This is a genomic window from Streptomyces hesseae, from assembly GCF_031845785.1.
GTDB classification, from domain to species: Bacteria; Actinomycetota; Actinomycetes; order Streptomycetales; family Streptomycetaceae; genus Streptomyces; species Streptomyces hesseae.
The window spans coordinates 186,095-207,699 of the sequence record NZ_JAVRFI010000008.1 but is presented as its reverse complement, the minus strand read 5'-3'; the positions used below and the strand labels follow the sequence as shown (position 1 = coordinate 207,699).

Sequence of the window (21,605 nt, the reverse complement as noted above, 5' to 3'; positions counted from 1 at the left end):
CCGCCTTCGGGCAGGTACGGTCTTGGCGTGAGTACGAATACCACCCACGACAAGCTGCCCATCCGGATGCTCCACGACCGGGTTCTGGTCCGGACCGACATTCCCGAGGGCGAGCGCCGGTCCACCGGCGGGATCGTCATTCCGGCGACGGCGGCGGTGGGCCGCCGGCTGGCCTGGGCCGAGGTCGTCGCGGTCGGGCAGAGCGTACGCACGGTGGAGCCGGGCGACCGGGTGCTGTACGACCCGGAGGACCGTGCCGAGGTGGAGGTCCGCGGGGTCGCCTATGTGCTGATGCGCGAGCGGGATCTCCACGCGGTGGCGGCGGAGCGGCTGGAGGGGTCCGAGGACTCCACGGGGCTGTATCTGTAGTTGCTACGCTCGTAGGCAACCCGACGAGACGCGCCGTACCGGGTCAGGACAAGACGACGCACCCCTGGAGAGTCGTTTTCACCGGAGGTGCCGTCATGGCATGGGTTCTGCTCGCTGTCGCCGGTCTGCTCGAGGTCGGCTGGTCGATCGGCATGAAGTACACCGAGGGTTTCACGCGGCTGTGGCCGAGCGTGTTCACGGTCGCGGGCATCGTGGCGAGCATGATGCTGCTGTCCCAGGCCGCGCGGACGCTGCCCATCGGCACGGCGTACGGCGTCTGGGTCGGCATCGGCGCGGCCGGGGCGGCGGTGCTCGGCATGGTGGTGCTGGGTGAGCCGGCGACCGCCGCGCGGATCTTCTTCATCTGCCTGCTGCTGGTGGCCGTGGTCGGCTTGAAGGCGACGTCCGGCCACTGACGGGCCATGCCCGGTCACGGTCAGTATTCATAGCCCAGCAGGTCCCCGTGGCGGTCCGATTTGCCCTCGCCCGGGGGGCCGAAGGTCGGCGGGCCCGGCGGGGTCGGGAAGTTCGGGGTGACCGGCGGGGGCGTCGGGATCGTCGGCGGCAGGCTGGGCACCGGGAGGGACGGCGGGCCGGTCGGCGGGGCCGAGGACGGCGGGCCGGTGGACGACGGGGGCGCGGCGCTCGGCGAGGGCTCCAGTGTCGGCGGGGCCGCGCCGTTCTCCAGCTCCAGGTCGAAGTCGGTGGCCTCGGTGCCCTCCAGGGCCTGCGCGGTGTAGGCGCCCCAGATCTGTGCCGGGTAGCCGCCGCCGTTGATGCGGTCCTCGCCCGTGGCGCCGTACAGCGGCTTCTGGTCGCCGGTGTCGGGGTCCTGGCCCATCACGGCGACGACGGTGGCGAGGTCGGGGGTGTAGCCGGCGAACCAGGCGGCCTTGTCCTCCTCGGCCGTGCCCGTCTTGCCGGCCGCCGGGCGGCCCGCCGACTGGGCGCGGCGTCCGGTGCCGGCCTCCACGACGCTCTGGAGGATGGACGTGGTGGTGTCGGCGGCCTCGCGGGAGACGGCCTGCCGGGTGTCCTCGCCGTCCGGCAGCTGGACCTCCTCGCCGCCCTTGGAGACCTTCTCGACCAGCGTGTACGGGCCGTGCCTGCCGTGGTTGGCGAGGGTCGCGTAGGCCTGGGCCATGTCCAGGACGCTGGCGGTGGCGGGGCCCAGGGCGATGGAGGGCGTGGCGGTGAGGTCGGGGGTCTTCTCGGGGACGCCGAGGGCGACGGCGGTCTCCTTGACCTTGCCGGGGCCGACGTCCTGGGCCATCTGCGCGTAGACGGCGTTGACGGACAGGTCGGTGGCCCGGGTGACGGTGATGTGGGGGTAGGAGTAGCCGTCCTCGTTCTCGGGGGCGTAGCCGACGGGCCCGTCGGGGCCTTGTACGGGGCGCTTGTTGGTGCCGTCGTAGACGGTGTTCGGGGTGATGGTCTGGCCGGCGAGCGTGCTGGCGTGGTTGTCGACGGCGGAGGTGAAGACGAACGGCTTGAAGGTGGAGCCGACCTGGTAGTCGCGGCGGGTGGCGTTGTTGACGTACTGCTTGGTGTAGTCGATGCCGCCGTAGAGGGCGACGACCTTGCCGGTCCTGGGGTCGACGGAGGCGCCGCCGGCGCGGACGTAGCGGTCGACCTTGCGGTTGTCGCTGAGTTCGCTCATCAGCTGGTCGCGGACGGCGGCGACGAAGGCGTCCTGCTTCTTCTTCTCGATGGTGGTGGTGATGCGGTAGCCGCCGGCGGCGAGGGTGTTCTCATCGACGATCTTGTTGCCGGTGAGGTAGTCCTTGACGGCCTCGACGAGATAGCCGCGCTGGCCGGACATGCTCAGCCGGGGCTTGGTCTTGCCGGGGGTGGGGAAGGTCATCGCGGCCCGGTCGGCGGGGCTGAGCCACTTCTTCTTGACCATGCCGTCGAGGACGTAGCGCCAACGGGCCTCGGCGCGCGGCCTGTTCTCGGGGTGGGCGCCGACGTCGTAGGCGCTGGGGGCGTTGAGGAGGGTGGCCAGATAGGCGCCCTCGGCGGTGGTGAGTCTGTCCGAGTCCTTGTTGTAGTACGCCTGGGAGGCGGCCTGGACGCCGTAGGCGTTGCGCCCGAAGTAGCTGGTGTTGAGGTAGCCCTCGAGGATGTCGTTCTTGCTCTCCTCGCGGTCCAGCTTGATGGCGATGAAGAATTCCTTCACCTTGCGGCTGATGGTCTGTTCCTGGCCCAGGTAGTAGTTCTTGACGTACTGCTGGGTGATGGTGGAGCCGGACTGCTTGCCCTTGCCGGTGACGGTGTTCCAGGCGGCGCGCAGCATGGCCTCGGGGTTGACGGCGGACTCGGAGTAGTAGTCGCGGTCCTCGGCGGCGAGGACGGCGTGCTGGACGTCTCTGGGGACCTTGCTGAGCGGCACGCTCTCGCGGTTGACCTCGCCGTCGCGGGCGAGCTGGGAGCCGTCGGAGTAGAGGAAGACGTTGCTCTCGGCGGTGGCGGCCTTGTTGGCCGGGGGGATGTTCACGAGCATGTAGCCGGCGATCAGGCCGCCGACGATGATCAGGACGATCAGCAGGAAGCCGCCGAGGACCATGCGCCAGGTGGGTACGAGCCGGCGCCAGCCCGTCCGGCGGGGGCGCCCGGGCCGGCCGACCCGGCGGGGGCCGTCGCCCGGTCCGGTGGGGGGCGCGCCGTGCGCCGGGCCTCTGGGGGCCCAGCCCGGCGGCGCGTGGCCGCGTCCGGCGGGACGCCGCTGTGACTGCTCGTCGCTCATGTCTTAGGGACTCCTCGGCCGCCGCCGGGGTTGTGCCGCCTCGGCGGAGGGGTGTCGTCTCGGGCGGGTCCGGACTGCGTCGTGGGCCCCGGAGACACTGTCGCATCATGCGTTCCGGCGGAAGGGCCCAGCGCACCGTTGGGCGGCCCGGAAGGGCCGTTCGGGCCAGTCCGACCACTCCATGGAGTGAAAATCCATGGTTCCTGGACGTGGTGTGCGGCTAGGCTCCTGCGCTTCGGGGTGCGGCGGCCCGAAGCGACCGCGGCCCGGTGCGGGGGGACGCGAGGACGCTCGACCGGGTTCAACGAGGAGGGGGACGCCAGGATGCGGTTGTACGCGGCGGTCGCGGTCAGCGGCTTCCGGCGGCACGCGACGTACCGGGTGGCCACGGCCGCCGGGGTGTTCACCAACACCGTCTTCGGCTTCATCCTCGCGTACACCTACATCGCGCTGTGGAACGAGCGTCCCCACCTGGGCGGTTACGGCCGGGAGCAGGCGCTGACGTTCGTGTGGACGAGCCAGGCGCTGCTGGGCGCGGCGTGCCTGATCGGCGGGGGGTTCCAGGAGGAGTTGCAGGAGCGGATCCGCTCCGGGGACATCGCGGTGGACCTCTACCGGCCGGCCGATCTCCAGCTGTGGTGGCTGGCGAGCGACATGGGGCGGGCCTTCTTCCAGTTACTGGGGCGGGGTGTCGTTCCGCTGACGGTGGGCGCCCTGTGTTTCGAACTGGCGTTGCCCGGCCTGTCCTTGGCCTGGCCGGCCTTTCTGCTGTCGGTGCTCCTGGGGCTGCTGGTGAGCTTCGGGCTGCGGTATCTGGTGGGGCTGTGCGCCTTCTGGCTGCTGGACGGCGCGGGGGTCAACATGGCGTTCGCCCTGCTGAGCATCTTCTTCTCCGGGACGCTGCTGCCGCTCAACGTCTTCCCGGGTGCCTTCGGCGAGGTCGCGCGGGCGCTGCCGTGGTCGGCGATGCTGCAGGTGCCGGCGGACGTCCTGCTGGAGCGGCGGACGGGCACGGGGCTGGCGGCGGCGCTGGGGTTCCAGGCCGCGTGGGCGGTGGCGCTGCTGCTGGCGGGGCGGGCGCTCCAGACGGCGGCCACCCGGAAGGTGGTGGTCCAGGGTGGCTGAGGCGCGGCCGTACGGGGCGGCGCCGCGCGGGGGCGCGGTCGCGCGCTGGTCCGCCCACGCCCGTGACGGGGTGCGGGCCTATGGGCTCGTCGTGCGGATGTGGGTGCGGTCGACGATGGCGTACCGCGTGTCGTTCGTGATGATGACCGTGGGGAACTTCGCGGCGACGGCCCTCGACTTCGTCGCGATCGCCTTCATGTTCTCCCACATCCACGCGCTCGGCGGGTTCACGCTGCCTGAAGTGGCCTTCCTCTACGGCACGACGAGCACGTCGTTCGGGCTCGCGGATCTCGTCCTGGGCAATCTGGACCGGGTCGGGCGGCGGGTGCGCGACGGGACGATGGACACGCTGCTGACGCGCCCCGCGCCGGTCCTGGCGCAGGTGGCCGCCGATCAGTTCGCGCTGCGCCGGCTGGGGCGGGTGACGCAGGGAGCGCTGCTGCTGGGGTGGTCGCTGTCGCGGCTGGACGTGGTGTGGACGCCGGTGACGGTGCTGCTCCTGCCGGTGATGCTGGTGACGGGTGCGGTGATCTTCGGGGCGCTGTTCGTGGTGGGCGCGGCGTTCCAGTTCCGGGCGGTCGACGCGGCGGAGGTGCAGAACGCGTTCACCTACGGCGGGACGACGCTGCTCCAGTACCCGCCGTCGGTGTTCGCCAAGGACCTGGTGCGCGGGGTGACGTTCGTGGTGCCGCTGGCCTTCGTCAACTGGCTGCCGGCGCTGAGAGTGCTGGGACGGGACGATCCGCTGGGGCTGCCGGGCTGGGTGGACTTCGCGTCGCCGCTGGTGGCGCTGGTGTGCTGGGTGCTGGCGGGGCTGGCCTGGCGGGTGGGGCTCAGGGGCTATCGAAGTACGGGGAGTTGACGGTTCGCGGTGGATGATCTCATCGTTCTGGAGGACGTCGAGAAGGTCTTCGACGTACGCCGCAGGGCGGGGTTCCTGCGGCGGGAGCGGCACCGGGTGCGCGCGGTGGACGGCATCGGCTTCCGGGTCCCGCGCGGGGAGATGGTCGGCTACATCGGGCCGAACGGCGCGGGCAAGTCCACCACGATCAAGATGCTGACGGGCATCCTGACGCCCAGTGCGGGCCGGCTGCGGGTCGCGGGCATCGACCCCTCGCGGGACCGCTCGCGGCTGGCGCGCCGGATCGGGGTCGTCTTCGGGCAGCGCACCACACTGTGGTGGGACCTGCCGCTCAAGGATTCCTACGGTCTGGTGCGCCGGATGTACCGGATTCCCGACGGCCGTTACCGAGCCAATCTGGAGCGCTGCGTGGAGCTCCTCGACCTCGGGGAGCTGCTGGACGTACCGGTGCGGCAGTTGTCGCTGGGGCAGCGGATGCGCGGGGACATCGCGGCGGCCCTGCTCCACGACCCCGAGGTGCTCTACCTCGACGAGCCGACCATCGGACTGGACGTGGTGAGCAAGGCCAAGGTGCGGGAGTTCCTGCGCGACGTCAACGCCGAGCGCGGGATGACGGTGCTTCTGACGACCCACGACCTGACCGACATCGAGCAGTTGTGCAAGCGGGTGATGGTCATCGACCACGGCCGGCTGGTCTACGACGGCGGGCTGGACGGCCTCCATGCGAAGGGGGAGAGCGAGCGGATGCTCGTCGTCGACCTGGAGCGGGAGTTCCCGCCCATCACCGGCGTCCCGGGAGCCCGGGTGGTGCGGGTCGAGGGGCCGCGCCAGTGGCTGGCGTTCGCCGCCACGCACAGCGCGGCGCCCGTCGTGGCGGCGGTCGCCGAGCGCTATCCGCTGGTGGACCTGTCGGTGCGGGAACCGGACATCGAGCAGGTCATCGCCGCGATGTACGCGGATCGTTCCGCGTTGTAGCGGGCGCGGGGCGGCCGGTGGCGCACGCGCGCTGTGGCCATCCGGCCGGGGCATCTAATCTGTCCGCCATGATGAGCGAACTTCCTGAGATGCGGGCCTCCGACGCGGAGCGCGAACGGATCGCCGAGGTCCTGCGCGAGGCCGCCGCCGAGGGCCGGCTGACCATGGAGGAGTTCGAGGAGCGCCTGGACGCCGCCTACAAGGCCCGTACCCACGCCGAGCTGACCCCGCTGGTGCGGGACCTGCCGGTGCCCTCGGGCACCGGGCAGGCGGCTGCCGCGCCGGTGCCCGAGGGCGGTGGCGGCTGGGCGGAGCGCGTCGGCGGGCCCGCCACCTCCACCTGGGCGATGGCGTTCTGGGGCGGCTTCAGCCGCGCGGGCCGCTGGACCGTGGGGCGGCGCTTCACCGCCTTCACCATGTGGGGCGGCGGGAAGATCGACCTGCGCGAGGCCCGCTTCGAGGACCGCGAGGTCGTCATCCGCTGCTTCGCCCTCATGGGCGGCATGGGCGTCGTCGTCCCCCCGGACCTCGACGTGGAGGTGCGCGGCATCGGCATCATGGGCGGCTTCGGGGACAGGGCGACCGGCTCCGGCACACCCGGCTCGCCCAAGGTGCGGATCACCGGCCTCGCGCTCTGGGGCGGCGTCGGCGTCGAGCGCAAGGCGACCCGGGCCGAACGGGAGCGGCTGCGCGAGCAGAAGCGGCTGGAGTGGGACGACCGGCGCGACGGCGGCGGCAAGGCCCTGGGGTAGCCGCCGCCTTGGAGGTCACAGCGCCGCCCTGACCTCCCCCTTGAGCGTGCCGACGTCCAGCGTCCGGGCCATCGCCAGATAGCCGGCGTCGTTCGGGTGGAGATGGTCCCCGCAGTCGTACGCCGGGAGGAGGCGCTGCGGGTCGGCCGGGTCGCGCAGCGTCCGGTCGAAGTCGACGACGTCGTCGAAGACGCGCCCCGAGCGGATCTCGGCGTTGAGCCCGCGCCGGACGAGCTCCTGGTCCGGCCCGGTGCCCGTCCGCCCGCCGAAGGGCGACAGCGTCGCGCCCGTCACCCGCAGCCCGCGCGTGTGCGCCCGTTCGACCAGCGTCCGCAGGCCCGCCGCGATCCGCGCGGGATCGGTCTGGCGGGGGCTGCGCAGGATGTCGTTGACGCCGAGCTCGACGACGACGGCGCGCACGCCCGAACGGGAGAGCACATCGCGGTCGAAGCGGTCCAGGGCGCTGGGATTGTTGACGGCGGAGGAGCCCATTCCGCCGAGCAGGACGCGATTGCCGCTGATGCCCTCGTTGAGCACGCCCAGGCGTGGGGCGCCGTGCTCGGTGCGCAGCCGGGCGGCGAGGAAGTCGGTCCAGCGGCGGTCGGCGCCGATGGTGGCGGAGACGCCGTCGGTGATGGAGTCGCCGAGGGCCACCACCGCGCCCGTGGCCTCGGCGGTCCAGACGTCGACGGCCGTCACATAGCGCCAGAACAGGCTCTTCGCGGTGAACGCGGCGCCGCCCGCGTCCAGCGTCCGGTCGCCGGGGGCGAGGTAGGAGATCTGCCGGGCGTGCGGGTGGATGGTCACGGGGCCGGCCGGCCGGGAGACGTAGGTGCTGATCAGCAGGTCCGCGGGGGCGCCCACGGGGAGGCGGACCGGGTCGCTGTAGGTCGCCCGTCCGGCCGGGACGGTCACCGAGCGCTCCCCGCCGAAGGTCAGCTCCCGCATGCCGCCCGGCGCGGCCGCCGGGCCGCCCGGGGTCGCGGCGAGGGCGAGCGAGGCGTGGTCGACGGTCAGCGGGGCGCCGCCGAAGAGATTGGAGAGCTGGACGCGGGCCATGCCGCCGGCCAGCGTCGTGTGCACCACGTTGCGGATGGACCGGCCGGGGTAGCCGCGCGCCGTGCCCGGCTCGGCGGCGGCCGGGGACGCCGACCAGGAGCCGATCCAGCGCCCGGCGGCGGCCGGCGCGGCCGGGCGCTGGGACCGCCGCGCCTCGCCGGCCGTGCCGTCCGCCCCGCCCACGCCGGTGAATATCGCCAGTGAGGCGGCCACGACCAGGGCCGCCAGCGCGGCCAGCAGGGCGTGGGCCGCGCCACGGGACAGGGGTGGCCTGTTCATCGCGGACAACTCCCGGGGACACATCGACGGCGGACGACGGCCGGACGTGGGGAACGACGCCGGGGAACTCTTCGTCCGTTCCCCGAGTACGTCGGGTAGGGACAATGCACAGCGAGGACAGTCGGAACGGGTGGTGTCGATGAAACGGTTCCATGAAGAGGAGCCGGCTGCCGCCGGGGGCGGCGCGAATGCCGCCGACGGAGTGATGCTGCCCGGGCCGGCGGCCGGATTCACCTACAGCGCGGCGGACGAGGAGAAACGGCGCGGCGTGCGCCGGATGAAGGCCCTCGCGACGGGGCTGCTGCTGGCCGTGGCCCTGGTGTACGCCCTCGCGAAGTGGGCGCAGTCCGCGGGCGCGGGCGGCTGGGCCGGGTTCGTGGCCGCGGCCGCCGAGGCCGGCATGGTCGGCGCGCTGGCCGACTGGTTCGCGGTCACCGCGCTCTTCCGGCGGCCCATGGGCCTGCCCATCCCGCACACCGCGATCATCCCCACCAAGAAGGACCAGCTGGGCCAGAGCCTGGGCGAGTTCGTCGGCGAGAACTTCCTCTCCGGCGACGTGGTGCGGGTACGGCTGCGGGCCGTCGGCATCGGCTCCCGGCTCGGCGCCTGGCTGTCCGACCCCGCGCACGCCGACCGGGTCACCGCCGAGCTGGCCACGGCGCTGCGCGGCGCCCTGACCGTGCTGCGCGACTCCGACGTCCAGGCGGTCGTCGGCGAGGCCATCACCCGGCGCGCGGACGCCGTCGAGATCGCCCCCGGCATCGGCGCCACGCTGGAGAAGGTCGTCGCCGACGGCGGCCACCACCGGGTCGTCGACCTGGTGTGCGTACGGGCCCACGACTGGCTCGTCACCCACAGCGACTCCGTCATGTCCGCCGTCACCGGCGGCGCCCCCGGCTGGACGCCGCGCTTCGTCGACCGCAAGGTCGGCGAACGCGTCTACAAGGAGCTGCTGCGCTTCGTCACCGAGATGCGCGACATGCCGGACCACCCGGCGCGCGGCGCCGTCGACCGCTTCCTGACGGACTTCGCCCGTGACCTCCAGTCCGACGAGGACACCCGGGCCCGGGTGGAGCGCCTGAAGTCCGAGGTGCTGGGGCGCGGCGAGGTCCAGGACGTGATCGCCTCGGTCTGGTCCTCGGTCCGCGCGATGATCGTCGCCGCCGCCGAGGACGAGCGCAGCGAGCTGCGGCTGCGCGTCCGCGCCTCGATCCTCTCGCTGGGCGCCCGGATGACGGACGACGAGCGGCTGCGCCGGAAGGTCGACGGCTGGCTGGAGGACGCGGCCGTCTATGTGGTGACGACCTATCGGGACGAGATCACCGCCCTGATCACGGAGACGGTGGCGGGCTGGGACGCGGAGCAGACCTCCCGCAAGATCGAGGCCCACATCGGCCGGGACCTCCAGTTCATCCGCATCAACGGCACGGTGGTGGGCGCCCTGGCGGGCCTGCTGATCTACACGGCGTCCCGGCTGCTGGGGGCGTGAGTCCTGGGACGTGAGCCTGGGGGCGTGAGCTCCCACCCCCTAGGGTCGGGGGCGTGCTGAAGAAACGTCCCACTCTCCTGTGGCTCCTGGCCCCCTATGTGCTCTACCTGGCCGCCCTCCCCCTCGTGGACCGCGTCCGTCCCACCGTCATGGGCCTGCCCTTCCTGTTCTTCTGGCTGCTCCTGGCCACCCTCCTCACCCCCGTCGCCGTCTTCCTCGCCTGGCGCGGCGACCGCGCGCGGGGCCGGGCATGAGCGGGAACGCCGCCGTCGCCTCGGCGATCTTCGGCGTCTTCATGCTCCTGACCGTCGCCCTCGGCCTGCTGGCCGTCCGGGGCCACGGCCGAGGCGGCGGGCTCGCCGAGTGGTCGGTGGGCGGCCGCAGCCTGGGCACGGTCTTCATCTGGGTGCTGATGGCGGGTGAGGGCTACACCAGCTTCAGCTACCTCGGCGCGGCGGGCTGGGGCTACAACTACGGCGCGCCCGTCCTCTATGTCGTCGCGTACCTCTCCTGCGGCTACGCCATCGGCTACGTCGTCGGCCCGACGCTGTGGGCCTACGCCCGCCGCCACGGGCTCGTCAGCATCACGGACATGGTGGCCCACCGCTACGGCCGCCCATGGGCCGGTGCGCTGGTGGCGGTCCTGGCGACGGTGTGCCTGCTGCCGTACATCCAGCTCCAGATCACCGGGATGGGGGTCGTCGTCTCGACGATCTCCTACGGCGCGATCAGCCTGAACTGGGCCTACTTCATCGCCTTCGCCGTCACCACAACCTTTGTGGTCGTGAGCGGCCTGCGCGGCAGCGCGTGGGTGTCGGTGCTCAAGGACATCCTCGTCATCGGCACCCTCGGCTTCCTCGCCGTCTACGTCCCCCTCCACTACTTCGGCGGCTACGGCCCCTTCCTGGACCGGATGGTGGCGGAGAAGCCCGAGTGGCTGACCTTCTCCGGGCACGGCGGCAGCGGGATGGCCGGCGGCTGGTTCGTCACGACGAGCTTCCTCAACTCCCTGACGGTCGTCATCTTCCCGACGACCGTGGCGGGCTATCTGGGCGCCCGCAACGCCGACGCCCTGCGGCGCAACGCGATCCTGCTGCCGTTCTACAACGTGCTGCTGTTCGTGCCGATGCTGCTGGGCATGGCGGCGATCTTCGTGGTGCCCGGGCTCACCGGGGCGGGCTCGAACCTGGCGCTGTTCAAGCTCGTGGTCGACTCGCTGCCGGCGTGGGCGGTCGGGGTGATCGGGGTGGCCGGGGCGCTCTCGTCGATCGTGCCGATGGCCGTGTTCATGCTGGTCATCGGCACGATGTGGGGCCGGAGCGTGCTGGGCGCGATCCCCCGGCTCGCGGAGCGCCCGGAGCGGCAGAAGGCGGCGGCGCAGGCCGTGGTGGTCGGGGCGGGCGCGCTGGCGCTGCTGCTTACCTACACCGCGCCCAACACGCTGGTGCGGCTGTCGCTCATCTCGTACGAGGGCATGGCCCAGCTCGTTCCCATGATCCTGCTGGGGCTGATGTGGCGGAGGCTGACGCTGTGGGGCGCCCTGAGCGGGCTCGCGGTGGGCGGCACGCTGGTGTGCGCGCTGGTCTTCACCAAGCACGACCCGGTGTGGGGGGTGAACGCGGGAGCCCTGGCGCTGGTGGCGAACGTGCTGGTGGCGCTGGCGGTGTCGTGGTGGGGCCCGCGGCCGGGACCGGCCGAGGCGGCCCGGCCCGACGACGAGGTCCTGGCCCGGGACCCGGGCCGCGATCCGGAGCGGGACGGCGCCCCGGCCGGTGCCGTTGTCAGTGGCGGGGACTAGTATCGACGGCAGTTGAGATGTGATCAGGTGTTCGCCTGATCGTGAGCCCGGTTCGGCAGGGGGGAGCAGTGATGAGCGTCGTCTTCCGTACGCACATGAGCATGCTCCTCTTCCTGCTCGCCGAGCTGTGGCTGACGGAGAGCGGGCTGAGCGGCCTGATGGCCTCGGTCGCCTTCACCGTCGCCACCTCCGTGGTGGCCACCGCGGCGCTGCTGCTGGCCGCCGTCGCCGCCCGGTCCTCCGGCCCGCTCACCCCCACCCGGATACGCACGGCGATACGGGACCGTGAGCTGCGGACGGCGTTCCTCGCCCAGCGCGATCCCGATGCCCGCGGCCGTCGCCGGCCCCGGGCGCCCGGCCGTTCCGTCCTGACGGCCGCGTAGGCGCGCACACCCGGGCCTTCACCGCCCCGTGGGGGTGCCCGCGCGGCTCGTCACACCGAAATCCCCTGCCTCTTTTGGCTTTGTTCGGTCACGACGGGACCCCGTGGAGGGCTCACTCGCCATGTCTTTCCTCTCACCGCTTTTCTCGAATCTCGGTTCGCTTCTCACCCATCTCGCGGACGCGGTCGAGCCGCTCTTCGGCGCCTCGGCCACGGCCGCCGCGATCGTCGTCCTCACCTGCTGCGTACGGCTCGCGCTGCTTCCGCTCGCCCGGTCGGCGGCGCGGGGCGAGCGCACCCGGGCCGAGCTCGCGCCCCGGCTGGCCGAGCTGAAGCGCCGGCACGGCAAGGACCCCGAGCGGCTGCGCGAGGAGGGGGCGAAGCTGTACGCGGAGTCCGGGACGTCGCCGCTGGCCGGCTGTCTGCCGTCGCTCGCCCAGCTCCCCGTCTTCTATGTGATGTACCACCTGTTCTCCACCGGCGACGGCGGGAACCTGCTGGAGCACACGCTGCTGGGCGCTCCCCTCGGCGGCCGCTGGGCGGGCGCGCTGGGACACGGGGGAGCGTTCGGCGCCCAGGGGCTGGTGTACCTGGGGCTGTTCGCGCTGATCGCGGCCGTGGCCACGTGGACGTTCCTCCGCAACCGCAAGGCCGCCGCCACGCTGCCGGCGCCGGTGGCGGGCGACGAGCAGGTGCCGGGGATGGCGGCGATGGCGAAGGTGATGCCGCTGCTGTCGTTCGGCACGCTGGTCACGGCCGCGGTGGTACCGCTGGCGGCCGGGCTGTACCTGGCGACGACCACCACGTGGACGGCGGTGGAGCGGATGCTGCTCCAGCCGCTGCGCACCCCGCGCGAGACGGTGGGGACGGGCCCGAAGGCGAGGACTTCCGCCGCATAGCGCGCCGTATCGGGACCAGGGGCCGAAAGGGGGCTTGTGGAGACAGCCTCCGGTCCTGTTCGATCATGTGGGGGTGTGGTGATGAGACTGCTGCGGGTCGGGCCCGCCGGGGCCGAGCGCCCGGCGCTGCTTGAGGAGGATGGGACGCTGCGCGACCTGTCGCCCCTGGTGGCGGACGTCGACGGGGCGCTGCTCGGCGACCCCGCGGCCCTCGACCGCGTCCGGGCGGCCGTCGGGGCGCGGATCCTGCCCGTCCTCGACCCGGCCGGGCTGCGCACCGGCCCGCCCCTGGCCAGGATCGGCAAGATCGTGGGCATCGGCGTCAACTACCGCGATCTCGTCGCCCAGAGCCGGGTGGCGACACCGGCCGAGCCGGTGGTGTTCCTCAAGGCGCCCGACACGGTCGTCGGCCCGGACGACACGGTGCTGGTGCCGCGCGACAGCGTGAAGACGGACTGGGAGATCGAGCTGGGCGTCGTCATCGGCCGTACCGCACGCTATCTGCGGACGGACGAGGAGGCGCTGGCGGCGGTCGCGGGCTATGTCCTCTCCCACGACGTCTCCGAGCGCTCGTACCAGAACGGGCGCAACGGCGGGCAGTGGGGCAACGCCTGGGGCAAGGGCAAGAACTACGAGACGTTCAATCCGCTGGGGCCCTGGCTGGTGACGGCCGATGAGATACCCGACCCACAGGCGCTGAGGATGCGTCTGTGGGTCAACGACCGGCTGATGCAGGACTCCAGCACGGCGGAGCAGATCTTTCCGGTGGCGCATCTGGTGCGTCATCTGAGCCAGTACATGACGCTCCACCCCGGGGACGTCGTCAACACCGGCACCCCGGCGGGCGTGGCGCTGGCCCGGCCCGAGCCCAAGCCGTATCTGCGGGCGGGGGATGTGGTGGAGCTGGAGATCGAGGGACTGGGCAGGCAGCGGCAGCAGCTCAAAGGGGCCTAGCGCCGGCCGTGGGCCGTACGGGGGCACGGAAGCGTGTGCTGCGGGGATCCGGCACCCCGGATAGGCATATTTTCGGATATGCACCCCATGCAGCACCCCCGGCCCATGCAGCACAAGGAGTATGTGCGATGGCTCCGGGTGAACCGCCCGGCGGCCTCGGTGATGGCCCTGCTGTCCCTGATCGGGGGCACCCTGCTGGCCTGCGCCTTCAGCATGATGGGCACCGAGGACTCGGCGCCCGTGGCGGGCCCGGGGCCCTGTGTCCCGGGGACGTGCCCGGGCGCGTACCCCGAGCCGAACAACGGCCCCGTCACCAGCCGTGACAACGGCGTCAACATCTTCGTCGGCGGCGACTACACCGTGCGCCAGGCGGCGGCGGACGCCGAGGGGCGGATCGTCGTGCTGGGCGACTTCGACGTCTCCAAGGCCGCCGGGGTCCCGCCCGCCTACAACGTGGGCGTCGTCGGGACCGGCTCCCGGGTGCCGCCGGAGAACGGCTCGCCGTTCCTGAGGATCGGCGGCGACCTCAAGGTGGCCGCCGGGCAGCGGCTCGTGGCCGAACAGGGCCCGGTCAGCGGGACCGTGGCGTACGCCGGGAGCGTCCACACCGGCACGGTCAGCCCCAAGGCCGTACGCGACGTGGGCACCGTCGCCCTCTACGGGCCCCTGCGCGAGGAGGTGACCTCCGCCAGCAACTGCTACGCCTACGAGCGGGGCGTGGCCCGCCGCAGCACGGGCACGGCCGTGAACCAGGGCGCCGCCACGGTCTTCACCGGCGACGGCCGCTCCCGTCTCCAGGTCTTCAACGCCCCCTTCGACCTCGTCGCGCCCGGCGGTGGCGCGCAGGAGCTGCTGTTCCGCTACGTCCCGGACGGGGCGACCGTGCTCGTCAACGTCACCAACCCCGACGGCGGTACGGCCCGGGCCGTCAGTACGTCCTCCGGCAGGCTCACCGGAGTGCGGCGGGAGCGGTTGCTGTGGAACTTCCCCGACGCGAAGGAGGTCCGCCTCACCGGCGGCGGCCAGCTGGACGGCACCGTGCTCGTCGGGCGTCGCTCCAGCGTCACCCGGGTCACCCTGCCGGGCGTCAACGGCCGGTTCTTCACGGCCGGTTCCCTCATCCACGAGTCCGGGACCGGCGCGGTCGGCCAGGCCCTCCACGCCTACCCCTTCGACGGCTCCCTCCCCGACTGCGGCACCACCGTGCCCGCGGACCCCGCCGACTCCGGTGAGCCCCTGCCCCTGCCGGTGCCCAGCGGCCCCGCCGCCCCGGCCGTCGGCCCGGCCGGACTCGCCGGCGCCCCCGGGGCCTCCTGGGCCCCCGCCCAGGACGCGCCGGTCGCCGGCGACGGCCATGAACTGGCCCGCACCGGACCGCCGATGGGCGCGTACATGACGGCGGGCACGGCCCTCGTCGCCGCCGGTGCCGGACTCGCCCTCGTCGTCCTGTTCCGGACCCGGATGAGGGTGGTGGAGTAGTGGTGGAGCAAAGGCGGCGGACACACGCGGACAGGTCTCGCGGAAAGGTCTCCCATGCCCCGTACCCCCAGCGGCTGCTACCCCGTCGTCAGCCTCCGCCTCGCACGCCGCGTCCTCGGTGACGACCCGCGGCGCGACGTGCGCTGGATCGCGGCCGGACCGGGCATGCGCTGCGCCGAGATCGGCAGCGGCGGCGGGTACTACACCCCCGCCCTCGCCGCCCACCTGGGGCCCGGCGGCCTGCTGATCGCGCTCGACCCGGCCGCCCACGACCCCCGCGCCCACCGCCGCACGGGCCCGGGCGCGACGACCGTCCACGTCGGCGGCGACGGGCTGGCCCTGCCCTTCGCCTCCGCCACCCTGGACGCGCTGCTCTACAGCTACAGCCTGGAGGAGATGGCCGACCCGGAGACGGCGCTGGCCGAGGCCGCCCGGGTGCTGCGCCCGGGCGGACAGCTCGTGCTCTTCCTCTGGCGCCCCCTGCTCCGGCGGGGGCACATGGCCGCGCTCGGCCGGGCCGAGGCCTTCGACCTGCGGCGGGCCCGGCGCGGCGGCCAGAACCTGCGCCTGGCCTACCGCAGACGCTGAGGGGGCAGAGGGGGCGGTCAGGAAACGGTGAGGGCGACCTTCCCGGTCACCCGGTTGGTGTCGCCCAGCGCGTGCCCCTCGGCGGCCCGGTCCAGCGGGAAGACCGCCTCGACGACCGCCTTCAGTTTGCCGGCGCGCATGAGGTCCGCGATGGACCGCATGCCCTCCTGGTCGGCCTCGACGAGCAGGGGGCGGAAGCGCACGCCCCGGGCGGCGGCCCGCTCGGGAAGGTCCTCGGCGTAGGAGCGGATGGCGATGTTGATCAGCTGCCCGCCGGGCTTGAGGACGTCCAGGGAGCGGTCGGCGGTGTCGCCGCCGATGGTGTCGAAGACCAGGTCGACGGGGTCGATCTCGGTGAAGTCCTGGTTCCGGTAGTCGATCGTCTCGTCCGCGCCGAGCTCGCGCAGGAGCGCGTGCTTGGGGGCGCTGGCCGTGCCGATCACATACGCGCCCCGCTCCTTGGCGATCTGCACGGCGAGGTGGCCCACGCCACCGGCCGCGGCGTGGATCAGCACACGCTGGCCGGGCCGGACGTCCGCCGTGTCCACGAGCACCTGCCAGGCGGTCAGGGCGGCCAGCGGGATCGCGCCCGCCTGGACGTGGTCGACGCCCTCCGGCTTGCGCACCAGGGCGCGGGCCGGGGCGACGACGTACTCGGCGAAGGACCCCACGCCGTAGGGGTAGGGGAGCATGCCGAACACCTCGTCCCCGGGCTCGTGCAGCGTGACGCCGATGCCCACGGCCTCGACGACGCCCGACACGTCCCAGCCCAGCACCAGGGGGAGCCGGTCGAGGAAGCCGGCGCCCTGCCGGTGCTTCCAGTCCGTGGGGTTCATGCCCGCCGCGCGGACGCGGACCAGCACCTCGGAGGGGCCGGGGGCCGGCCGCTCGGTCTCGACCATGTGGACGACCTCGGGGCCGCCGTAGCTGTTCTGACTGATCGCCTTCATCGTGCTCTTGCTCATGGACGTAAGGATTTCCCGGCCCGGAACGTGATCGACAGTGGCCCGGAGGCCATGACATGCAAGAATCGGGCCATGCATCGTGTGGTGGTCCTGGCGCTGGACGGCGTCATCCCGTTCGAGCTGAGCCTGGCGTCGCGCCTGTTCGGCGTGGCAGTCGACCCGGACGGGCGGCGGCTGTACGAGGTGCTGACCTGCTCGCCGGACGGTGGCCCGGTCCGTACGGGCGCCGACTTCTCGATCAGCGTCGAGCACGACGCGTCGGTACTGGCCACGGCCGACACGGTGGTGATCCCCGCGTCCGAGGCGTTCGCCGACATCGTCGACAGCGACGCGCTGCCCGCCCCCGTGGCCGAGGCGCTGGCCCGGATCCGGCCCGGGACCCGGATCGTCGGGATCTGCATCACCACCTACGTCCTGGCGGCGGCGGGCCTGCTGGACGGCAAGGGCGCGGCCACGCACTGGTGCCACGCGGACCGCTTCCAGCGGCTGTACCCCCGGGTCGCCCTGGCGCCCGACGTCCTCTTCGTGGACGCCGGCCGCGTCCTGACCTCGGCGGGGGCCGCGGCGGGCATCGACCTGATCCTCCACCTCATCCGGCGGGACCACGGCAGCGGCGTCGCCAACCACGTGGCCCGCCGCTGCGTCGTCCCGCCGCAGCGGGAGGGCGGCCAGGCCCAGTACGTGGAACGCCCGGTGCCGCACAGCGCCGACACCGGCACGTCCGCGACCCGCGCCTGGGCCCTGGACCGCCTCCACGAGCCCCTCCAGCTCACCGACCTGGCCCGGCACGCGGGCATGAGCCGGCGCACCTTCACCCGCCACTTCCGCGCCGAGGTCGGCCTCAGCCCCGGCCAGTGGCTCACCCAGCAACGCGTCGACCTGGCCCGCCACCTCCTGGAGAGCAGCGACCTCCCGGTGACCCGCGTCGCCGAACGCGTCGGCTTCGGCACGGACGCGACCCTGCGACAGCACCTCCACACGGCGATCGGCGTCTCACCGGGGGCGTACCGCAGGACGTTCCGGGCGTGAGGGGGCCGCGCCCGCGCCCGCCTGCGTGTCCAGCACGTACCAGTCGCCTCAGACGAGGGACGGCCCCACCAGCGCCGCGACCTCGGCCACCAGCGCGTTGTTCGTCGGGGCGGTGGCGGAATGGGCCGTCGTCAGGACGGCGAGGACGATCGGGGCGCGGCGGTGCGGGGGCCAGGCGATGCCGACGTCGTTGGCCACGGCGTAGGCCGAGCCGCCGCCGGTCTTGTCGGCGAGGGTCCAGCCCGGCAGGCCCTTGCGGAAGCGTTCGATGTTGGTGGTGTTGGCGATCAGCCAGCCGGTCAGCCGCTCGCGGTCCCGGTGGGGGAGCGCGGCGCCGAGGACGAGCCGTTCGTAGGTGCGGCCGATGGCGGCGGGGGTCGTGGTGTCGGTGTCGCGGTCCGGCTCGGCGGAGTTGAGCTCGGGCTCCCAGCGGTCGAGGCGGGTCGTGCCGTCGCCGATCGAGCGGCAGAAGCGGGTGATGGCGGTCGGGCCGCCCAGCTCGCGGAGGAGCAGGTTCGCGGCGGCGTTGTCGCTCTCGCTGACGGCGGCGGCGCACAGTTCGGCGACCGTCATGCCGTTGGCGAGATTCTTGGCCTCGCCGGTGACGGGGGCGTAGCCCGAGTCCTTGGTCTGCTGTTCGGTGTAGCGGATGCGTTTGCCGAGGAGTTCGCCGCGCCGGTCCTGGCGCAGGACGGCCGCCGCGGCGAGGGTCTTGAACACCGAGCACATCGGGAACGCGTCGTCCGCGCCGTGCTCGACGGTCCGGCCCGTGGCCGTGTCGCGCGCGTACACGCCGATCCGGACCGAGTGCTTCCGTTCCAGCTCCCTCAGCCGCCGGGTGATCTCGTCCTCGCGTCGCGGCGTGGCCGCCACGGCGCTCCCGCCCGTGGTCAGCGTGACGGCCAGCGCGGCCCCGGTGCCGAGGGCCAGCACGGCCCGGCGCGACGGGTGTGCCCCTGTGGTCTCCAACGTCTCGGTTTCCTCTCCAGTTGCGGCCAGGACATCACTCACGACGCCGCAAAAGAGGGCACTGGTTCCACTCGAGAGGGATTCAGATCGATTCGGATTGATTCAGAGCGTTCCGGTCATTTCAGCCGTACAGGCCGTCCGCGTACCGCGGTCCGTAGTAGTTCTCCAGCTCCTCCAGCGGCGCCTCCGGGCGCTCCAGGCGCTTGGCGATCCGCGCGCGCGAGGTCATCTCCTCGGGCCGCCACGTCTCCGGCTTCCAGAGGGCGGACCGCAGGAACGCTTTGGAGCAGTGGTGGAAGACCTCCTCGATCTCGACGAGGAGCGCGAGTTGGGGGCGGTGCCCCTTGACGACCAGCTCGTCGAAGAAGGGCGCGTCGCGCAGGAGCCGGGCCCGGCCGTTGACGCGGAGCGTGTCCCCGCGCCCGGGGATGAGGAAGACCAGCCCGACGTGAGGGTTGCTCAGAATGTTGAAGAAGCCGTCGGCGCGGCGGTTTCCGGGGCGTTCGGGGATGACGAGGGTGGTGTCGTCGAGGACGAGCGTGAAGCCGTGGGGGTCGCCCTTGGGGGAGACGTCGCAGGTGCCGTCGGCCGCCGCCGTGGCCACGAGGCAGAGCGGCGAGCGGGCCAGCCACTCCCTGTCGAGGTCGTGCAGCCGCGTACGGACCTTGCCGGCGGCCGCCGCCGTCGGCTCGCCCAGCAGTTCGCGCAGTTCCTCGGGCGAGGTGATCTCGGCTACCTCGGCCATCGCAGCCGTATCCATCGGTGAGTCCTTCCCGTTGGGCTGGATCATGCTGTCCCACGAGCTTAGATCGCGGGAAATCTCTTCGACAGGGCTCGACCCGGACGGCAAGATCATCGTCATGACGAACCTCAGCGAACGCGCCGGACGCGCTGTGGCCATCGCGACCCGGGCCGGGCGCCGGCTGGGGCTCCACGCCCGCGAACCCCGCGTGCTGCACGACGTGTTCAACGTGCTGGTGCACCTCGCGCCCGAGCCCGTCGTCGTGCGGGTGCCGTCCCTGGGCTTCGCCGGCGCCGAGGAACTGGAACGCAAGCAGCGCCGCGAACTCGCCGTCGCGGGCTGGCTGGCGGACACCGGCGCCCCGGTCGTCCGGCCCAGCCCGCTGGTGCCGCGTGAGCCGGTCGTGACCGACGGGACGTCGCTGACGTTCTGGGAGTTCGTCAGCGAGGAGAAGCCCGCCGCCGATGAGGACCTCATGGCGCGGTTCGTCGAACAGACCGGGAACGCGGCGGAGTTGCACGCCCTCCTGGCCGGCTACCCCGGTGAACTGCCCGTGCTCTCCCCGCTCGTACCCGGCCTGCGCCCCCTGCTGGACGAGCTGGGCAGGCGCCGCCCGGACGGCCTCACCGCGGCGGACCTGGACCGGGCCGAGAGCGAGTACGCCGCGCTCGAAGCGCTGGTCGTGGACCTGCCCGCACACTTCCCCGGAGCCCGCCTCCAGCCGCTCCACGGCGACTCCCCCGCGTACAACATGCTGCGCGTCACCGGCGGTCGCCGGCTCTTCAGCGACTTCGAGGACGTCACCCTCGGACCCGTGGAGTGGGACCTGACCCTCGTCGGCCCGCACGGGATCGAGGCGTACGAGCGCGCCGGCGGCGGGCCTGTGGACCCCGCCCTCCTGGAGGTCATGGAGGGCGCGCGGCTGCTCCAGGTGGTGGGGGCGCTGGCGTTCGTGCCGCTGATGCCGGAGATGGGGGCGATGCTGGAGCCCGCCGTCGCGCGGTGGCGCGAGCGGGCCCCGCTGTCCGTCAGCCGTTCAGCGTGACCGTACGCGCCTCGGCGGCGGAGGTCTTCGCCGCCTCCAGCACGCGCAGCGCGGCCGCCGCCTCCCGGGCCGTGACCGGCGGCAGACCGCCCGTGCGCAGCGCCTCGGCGATCGCGGCGTAGTACGCGGGGTAGTCGCCCGGCAGCGTCGGCACCGGTTCGCCGCCGCCCGTCAGCGGGGACTCCCCGGCGCCCAGCCGGCCCCAGGAGGACTCCGCCTCGACGCCCCAGGAGGCCGCCGAGCCCGGCCGCAGCCCCTCACGGAGCGCGCCCTCCTGCGGGTCGAGCCCGTACTTCACATAGCCGGCCGTGTCGCCCAGCAGCCGGAAGCGCGGGCCGAGCTGGGCGGCGGTGGCGCTCATCCACAGATGGGAGCGGACGCCGGAGGCGTGACCGATGGCGATGAACGTGTCGTCGTCGGCCTCCGCGCCCGCCCGGCGCACATCCGACTCGGCGTAGACCGTGACGGCCGGGCCGAAGAGGGTGAGGGCCTGGTCGACGAGGTGGCTGCCCAGGTCGTAGAGGATGCCGCCGATCTCGGCGGGGTCGCCGGACTCGCGCCAGCCGCCCTTGGGGCGGGGCCGCCAGCGCTCGAAGCGGGACTCGAAGCGCTGGACCTTGCCGAGCGTGCCGCCCCCGACCAGCTTGGCGACGGTGCGGAAGTCGTTGTCCCAGCGGCGGTTCTGGAAGGCGCTGAGCAGCAGCCCGCGCTCCTCGGCCAGCGCGGCCAGCTCCTCCGCCTCGGCGGCGGTCGCGGCCAGCGGCTTGTCGACGACGACCGGCAGCCCGGCCTCGAGCGCGGCGCGGGCGAGCGGGACGTGGGTGCGGTTGGGGGAGGCGATGACGACCAGGTCGAGATCCGCGGCACGGTCGAGGAGCGCTTCGGCGGTGGCGACCGTACGGGCTTGGGGATGCTCGGCCACGGCCTGCCGCTGCCGCTCGGGGTTGGCGGTGACCACCGTGTCGAGGGTGAGCCCGTCGGTGGCGGCGATGAGCGGGGCGTGGAAGACGGAGCCCGCGAGGCCGTAGCCGATCAGGCCGACGCGGAAGGGGGCGGTGCCCATGCCGGTGTTCATGCCCATGTTCATGCCCTCCACTTT

General features: G+C 73.0%; 22 protein-coding genes and 1 riboswitch. Of the genes, 16 read left to right on the top strand and 6 right to left on the bottom strand.

Annotated features, from left to right (window positions below; all coding sequences use genetic code 11):
* Positions 1-66 precede the first annotated feature (66 nt).
* Together RM609_RS15565 and RM609_RS15560 are read left to right on the top strand one after the other, a co-directional pair.
* Positions 67-369: a GroES family chaperonin gene (locus tag RM609_RS15565; protein WP_048831771.1), complete on the top strand. Its 303-nt coding sequence runs from the start codon at positions 67-69 to the stop codon at positions 367-369.
* Positions 367-432: riboswitch (guanidine-III (ykkC-III) riboswitch) on the top strand. It overlaps the preceding gene by 3 nt.
* A gap of 32 nt (positions 433-464) precedes the next feature.
* Complete coding sequence (locus RM609_RS15560; RefSeq protein WP_311611339.1) at positions 465-785, top strand: DMT family transporter; 321 nt, start codon at positions 465-467, stop codon at positions 783-785.
* A gap of 20 nt (positions 786-805) precedes the next feature.
* On the opposite strand, the gene RM609_RS15555 is transcribed toward RM609_RS15560, so the two are convergent.
* Positions 806-3,115, bottom strand: coding sequence for a transglycosylase domain-containing protein (locus tag RM609_RS15555; RefSeq protein WP_311611338.1), 2,310 nt, complete (start codon positions 3,113-3,115; stop codon positions 806-808).
* Positions 3,116-3,439: 324 nt separating this feature from the next.
* On the opposite strand from RM609_RS15555, the gene RM609_RS15550 reads away from it, so the two are divergent.
* The 4 genes from RM609_RS15550 to RM609_RS15535 all read left to right on the top strand — a co-directional run bounded on the left by RM609_RS15550 (position 3,440) and on the right by RM609_RS15535 (position 6,829).
* Complete coding sequence (locus RM609_RS15550) at positions 3,440-4,240, top strand: ABC transporter permease (RefSeq protein ID WP_311611337.1); 801 nt, start codon at positions 3,440-3,442, stop codon at positions 4,238-4,240.
* The gene (locus RM609_RS15545) at positions 4,233-5,102 is read left to right on the top strand and encodes an ABC transporter permease (RefSeq protein ID WP_438828443.1); all 870 of its coding nucleotides are present in this window, start codon (positions 4,233-4,235) and stop codon (positions 5,100-5,102) included. The genes RM609_RS15550 and RM609_RS15545 overlap by 8 nt, the downstream gene beginning before the upstream one ends.
* A gap of 9 nt (positions 5,103-5,111) precedes the next feature.
* Complete coding sequence (locus RM609_RS15540; protein WP_311611336.1) at positions 5,112-6,077, top strand: ABC transporter ATP-binding protein; 966 nt, start codon at positions 5,112-5,114, stop codon at positions 6,075-6,077.
* Between the two features lie 68 nt (positions 6,078-6,145).
* Positions 6,146-6,829, top strand: coding sequence for a DUF1707 SHOCT-like domain-containing protein (locus RM609_RS15535; protein WP_311611334.1), 684 nt, complete (start codon positions 6,146-6,148; stop codon positions 6,827-6,829).
* 15 nt (positions 6,830-6,844) lie between these two features.
* On the opposite strand, the gene RM609_RS15530 is transcribed toward RM609_RS15535, so the two are convergent.
* Positions 6,845-8,167, bottom strand: coding sequence for an SGNH/GDSL hydrolase family protein (locus RM609_RS15530; protein WP_311611332.1), 1,323 nt, complete (start codon positions 8,165-8,167; stop codon positions 6,845-6,847).
* Between the two features lie 139 nt (positions 8,168-8,306).
* On the opposite strand from RM609_RS15530, the gene RM609_RS15525 reads away from it, so the two are divergent.
* The 8 genes from RM609_RS15525 (at position 8,307) to RM609_RS15490 (ending at position 15,756) form a co-directional block, all read left to right on the top strand.
* Complete coding sequence (locus tag RM609_RS15525) at positions 8,307-9,656, top strand: DUF445 domain-containing protein (protein WP_311611330.1); 1,350 nt, start codon at positions 8,307-8,309, stop codon at positions 9,654-9,656.
* Between the two features lie 53 nt (positions 9,657-9,709).
* Complete coding sequence (locus RM609_RS15520; RefSeq protein ID WP_311611329.1) at positions 9,710-9,910, top strand: DUF3311 domain-containing protein; 201 nt, start codon at positions 9,710-9,712, stop codon at positions 9,908-9,910.
* Positions 9,907-11,454 carry a sodium:solute symporter family protein gene (locus RM609_RS15515; RefSeq protein WP_311611327.1) on the top strand — a complete coding sequence of 516 codons (1,548 nt, stop codon included), beginning with the start codon at positions 9,907-9,909 and terminating at the stop codon, positions 11,452-11,454. The genes RM609_RS15520 and RM609_RS15515 overlap by 4 nt, the downstream gene beginning before the upstream one ends.
* A 71-nt stretch (positions 11,455-11,525) precedes the next feature.
* Complete coding sequence (locus RM609_RS15510; protein ID WP_311611325.1) at positions 11,526-11,837, top strand: DUF6412 domain-containing protein; 312 nt, start codon at positions 11,526-11,528, stop codon at positions 11,835-11,837.
* Between the two features lie 121 nt (positions 11,838-11,958).
* Positions 11,959-12,735, top strand: coding sequence for a YidC/Oxa1 family membrane protein insertase (locus tag RM609_RS15505; protein ID WP_311611323.1), 777 nt, complete (start codon positions 11,959-11,961; stop codon positions 12,733-12,735).
* Between the two features lie 81 nt (positions 12,736-12,816).
* Positions 12,817-13,689, top strand: a complete 873-nt coding sequence (locus RM609_RS15500) for a fumarylacetoacetate hydrolase family protein (RefSeq protein ID WP_311611321.1) — start codon at positions 12,817-12,819, stop codon at positions 13,687-13,689.
* A gap of 78 nt (positions 13,690-13,767) precedes the next feature.
* Positions 13,768-15,168, top strand: coding sequence for a choice-of-anchor A family protein (locus RM609_RS15495; protein ID WP_311611320.1), 1,401 nt, complete (start codon positions 13,768-13,770; stop codon positions 15,166-15,168).
* Positions 15,169-15,222: 54 nt separating this feature from the next.
* On the top strand, positions 15,223-15,756 hold the full coding sequence (locus tag RM609_RS15490) for a class I SAM-dependent methyltransferase (RefSeq protein WP_311611319.1): 534 nt from the start codon (positions 15,223-15,225) through the stop codon (positions 15,754-15,756).
* 17 nt (positions 15,757-15,773) lie between these two features.
* On the opposite strand, the gene RM609_RS15485 is transcribed toward RM609_RS15490, so the two are convergent.
* The gene (locus tag RM609_RS15485; RefSeq protein WP_311611451.1) at positions 15,774-16,706 is read right to left on the bottom strand and encodes an NADP-dependent oxidoreductase; all 933 of its coding nucleotides are present in this window, start codon (positions 16,704-16,706) and stop codon (positions 15,774-15,776) included.
* 87 nt (positions 16,707-16,793) lie between these two features.
* On the opposite strand from RM609_RS15485, the gene RM609_RS15480 reads away from it, so the two are divergent.
* The gene (locus tag RM609_RS15480) at positions 16,794-17,750 is read left to right on the top strand and encodes a GlxA family transcriptional regulator (protein ID WP_311611317.1); all 957 of its coding nucleotides are present in this window, start codon (positions 16,794-16,796) and stop codon (positions 17,748-17,750) included.
* 48 nt (positions 17,751-17,798) lie between these two features.
* Here RM609_RS15480 and bla read toward each other — a convergent pair whose 3' ends face one another.
* The gene (gene bla / locus RM609_RS15475) at positions 17,799-18,719 is read right to left on the bottom strand and encodes a class A beta-lactamase (protein ID WP_311611315.1); all 921 of its coding nucleotides are present in this window, start codon (positions 18,717-18,719) and stop codon (positions 17,799-17,801) included.
* A gap of 121 nt (positions 18,720-18,840) precedes the next feature.
* Positions 18,841-19,479 (bottom strand): pyridoxamine 5'-phosphate oxidase family protein, encoded by a 639-nt coding sequence (locus RM609_RS15470; protein WP_311611314.1) that lies wholly within the window; start codon positions 19,477-19,479, stop codon positions 18,841-18,843.
* Positions 19,480-19,579: 100 nt separating this feature from the next.
* Here RM609_RS15470 and RM609_RS15465 point away from each other — a divergent pair, with 100 nt between their 5' ends.
* Entirely contained in the window at positions 19,580-20,506 is a 927-nt protein-coding gene (locus RM609_RS15465) for an aminoglycoside phosphotransferase family protein (RefSeq protein WP_311611312.1), read from the top strand.
* Here RM609_RS15465 and RM609_RS15460 read toward each other — a convergent pair.
* Entirely contained in the window at positions 20,490-21,593 is a 1,104-nt protein-coding gene (locus RM609_RS15460; RefSeq protein WP_311611310.1) for a Gfo/Idh/MocA family oxidoreductase, read from the bottom strand. The two genes, RM609_RS15465 and RM609_RS15460, sit on opposite strands and share 17 nt — an antisense overlap.
* Positions 21,594-21,605: the final 12 nt, after the last annotated feature.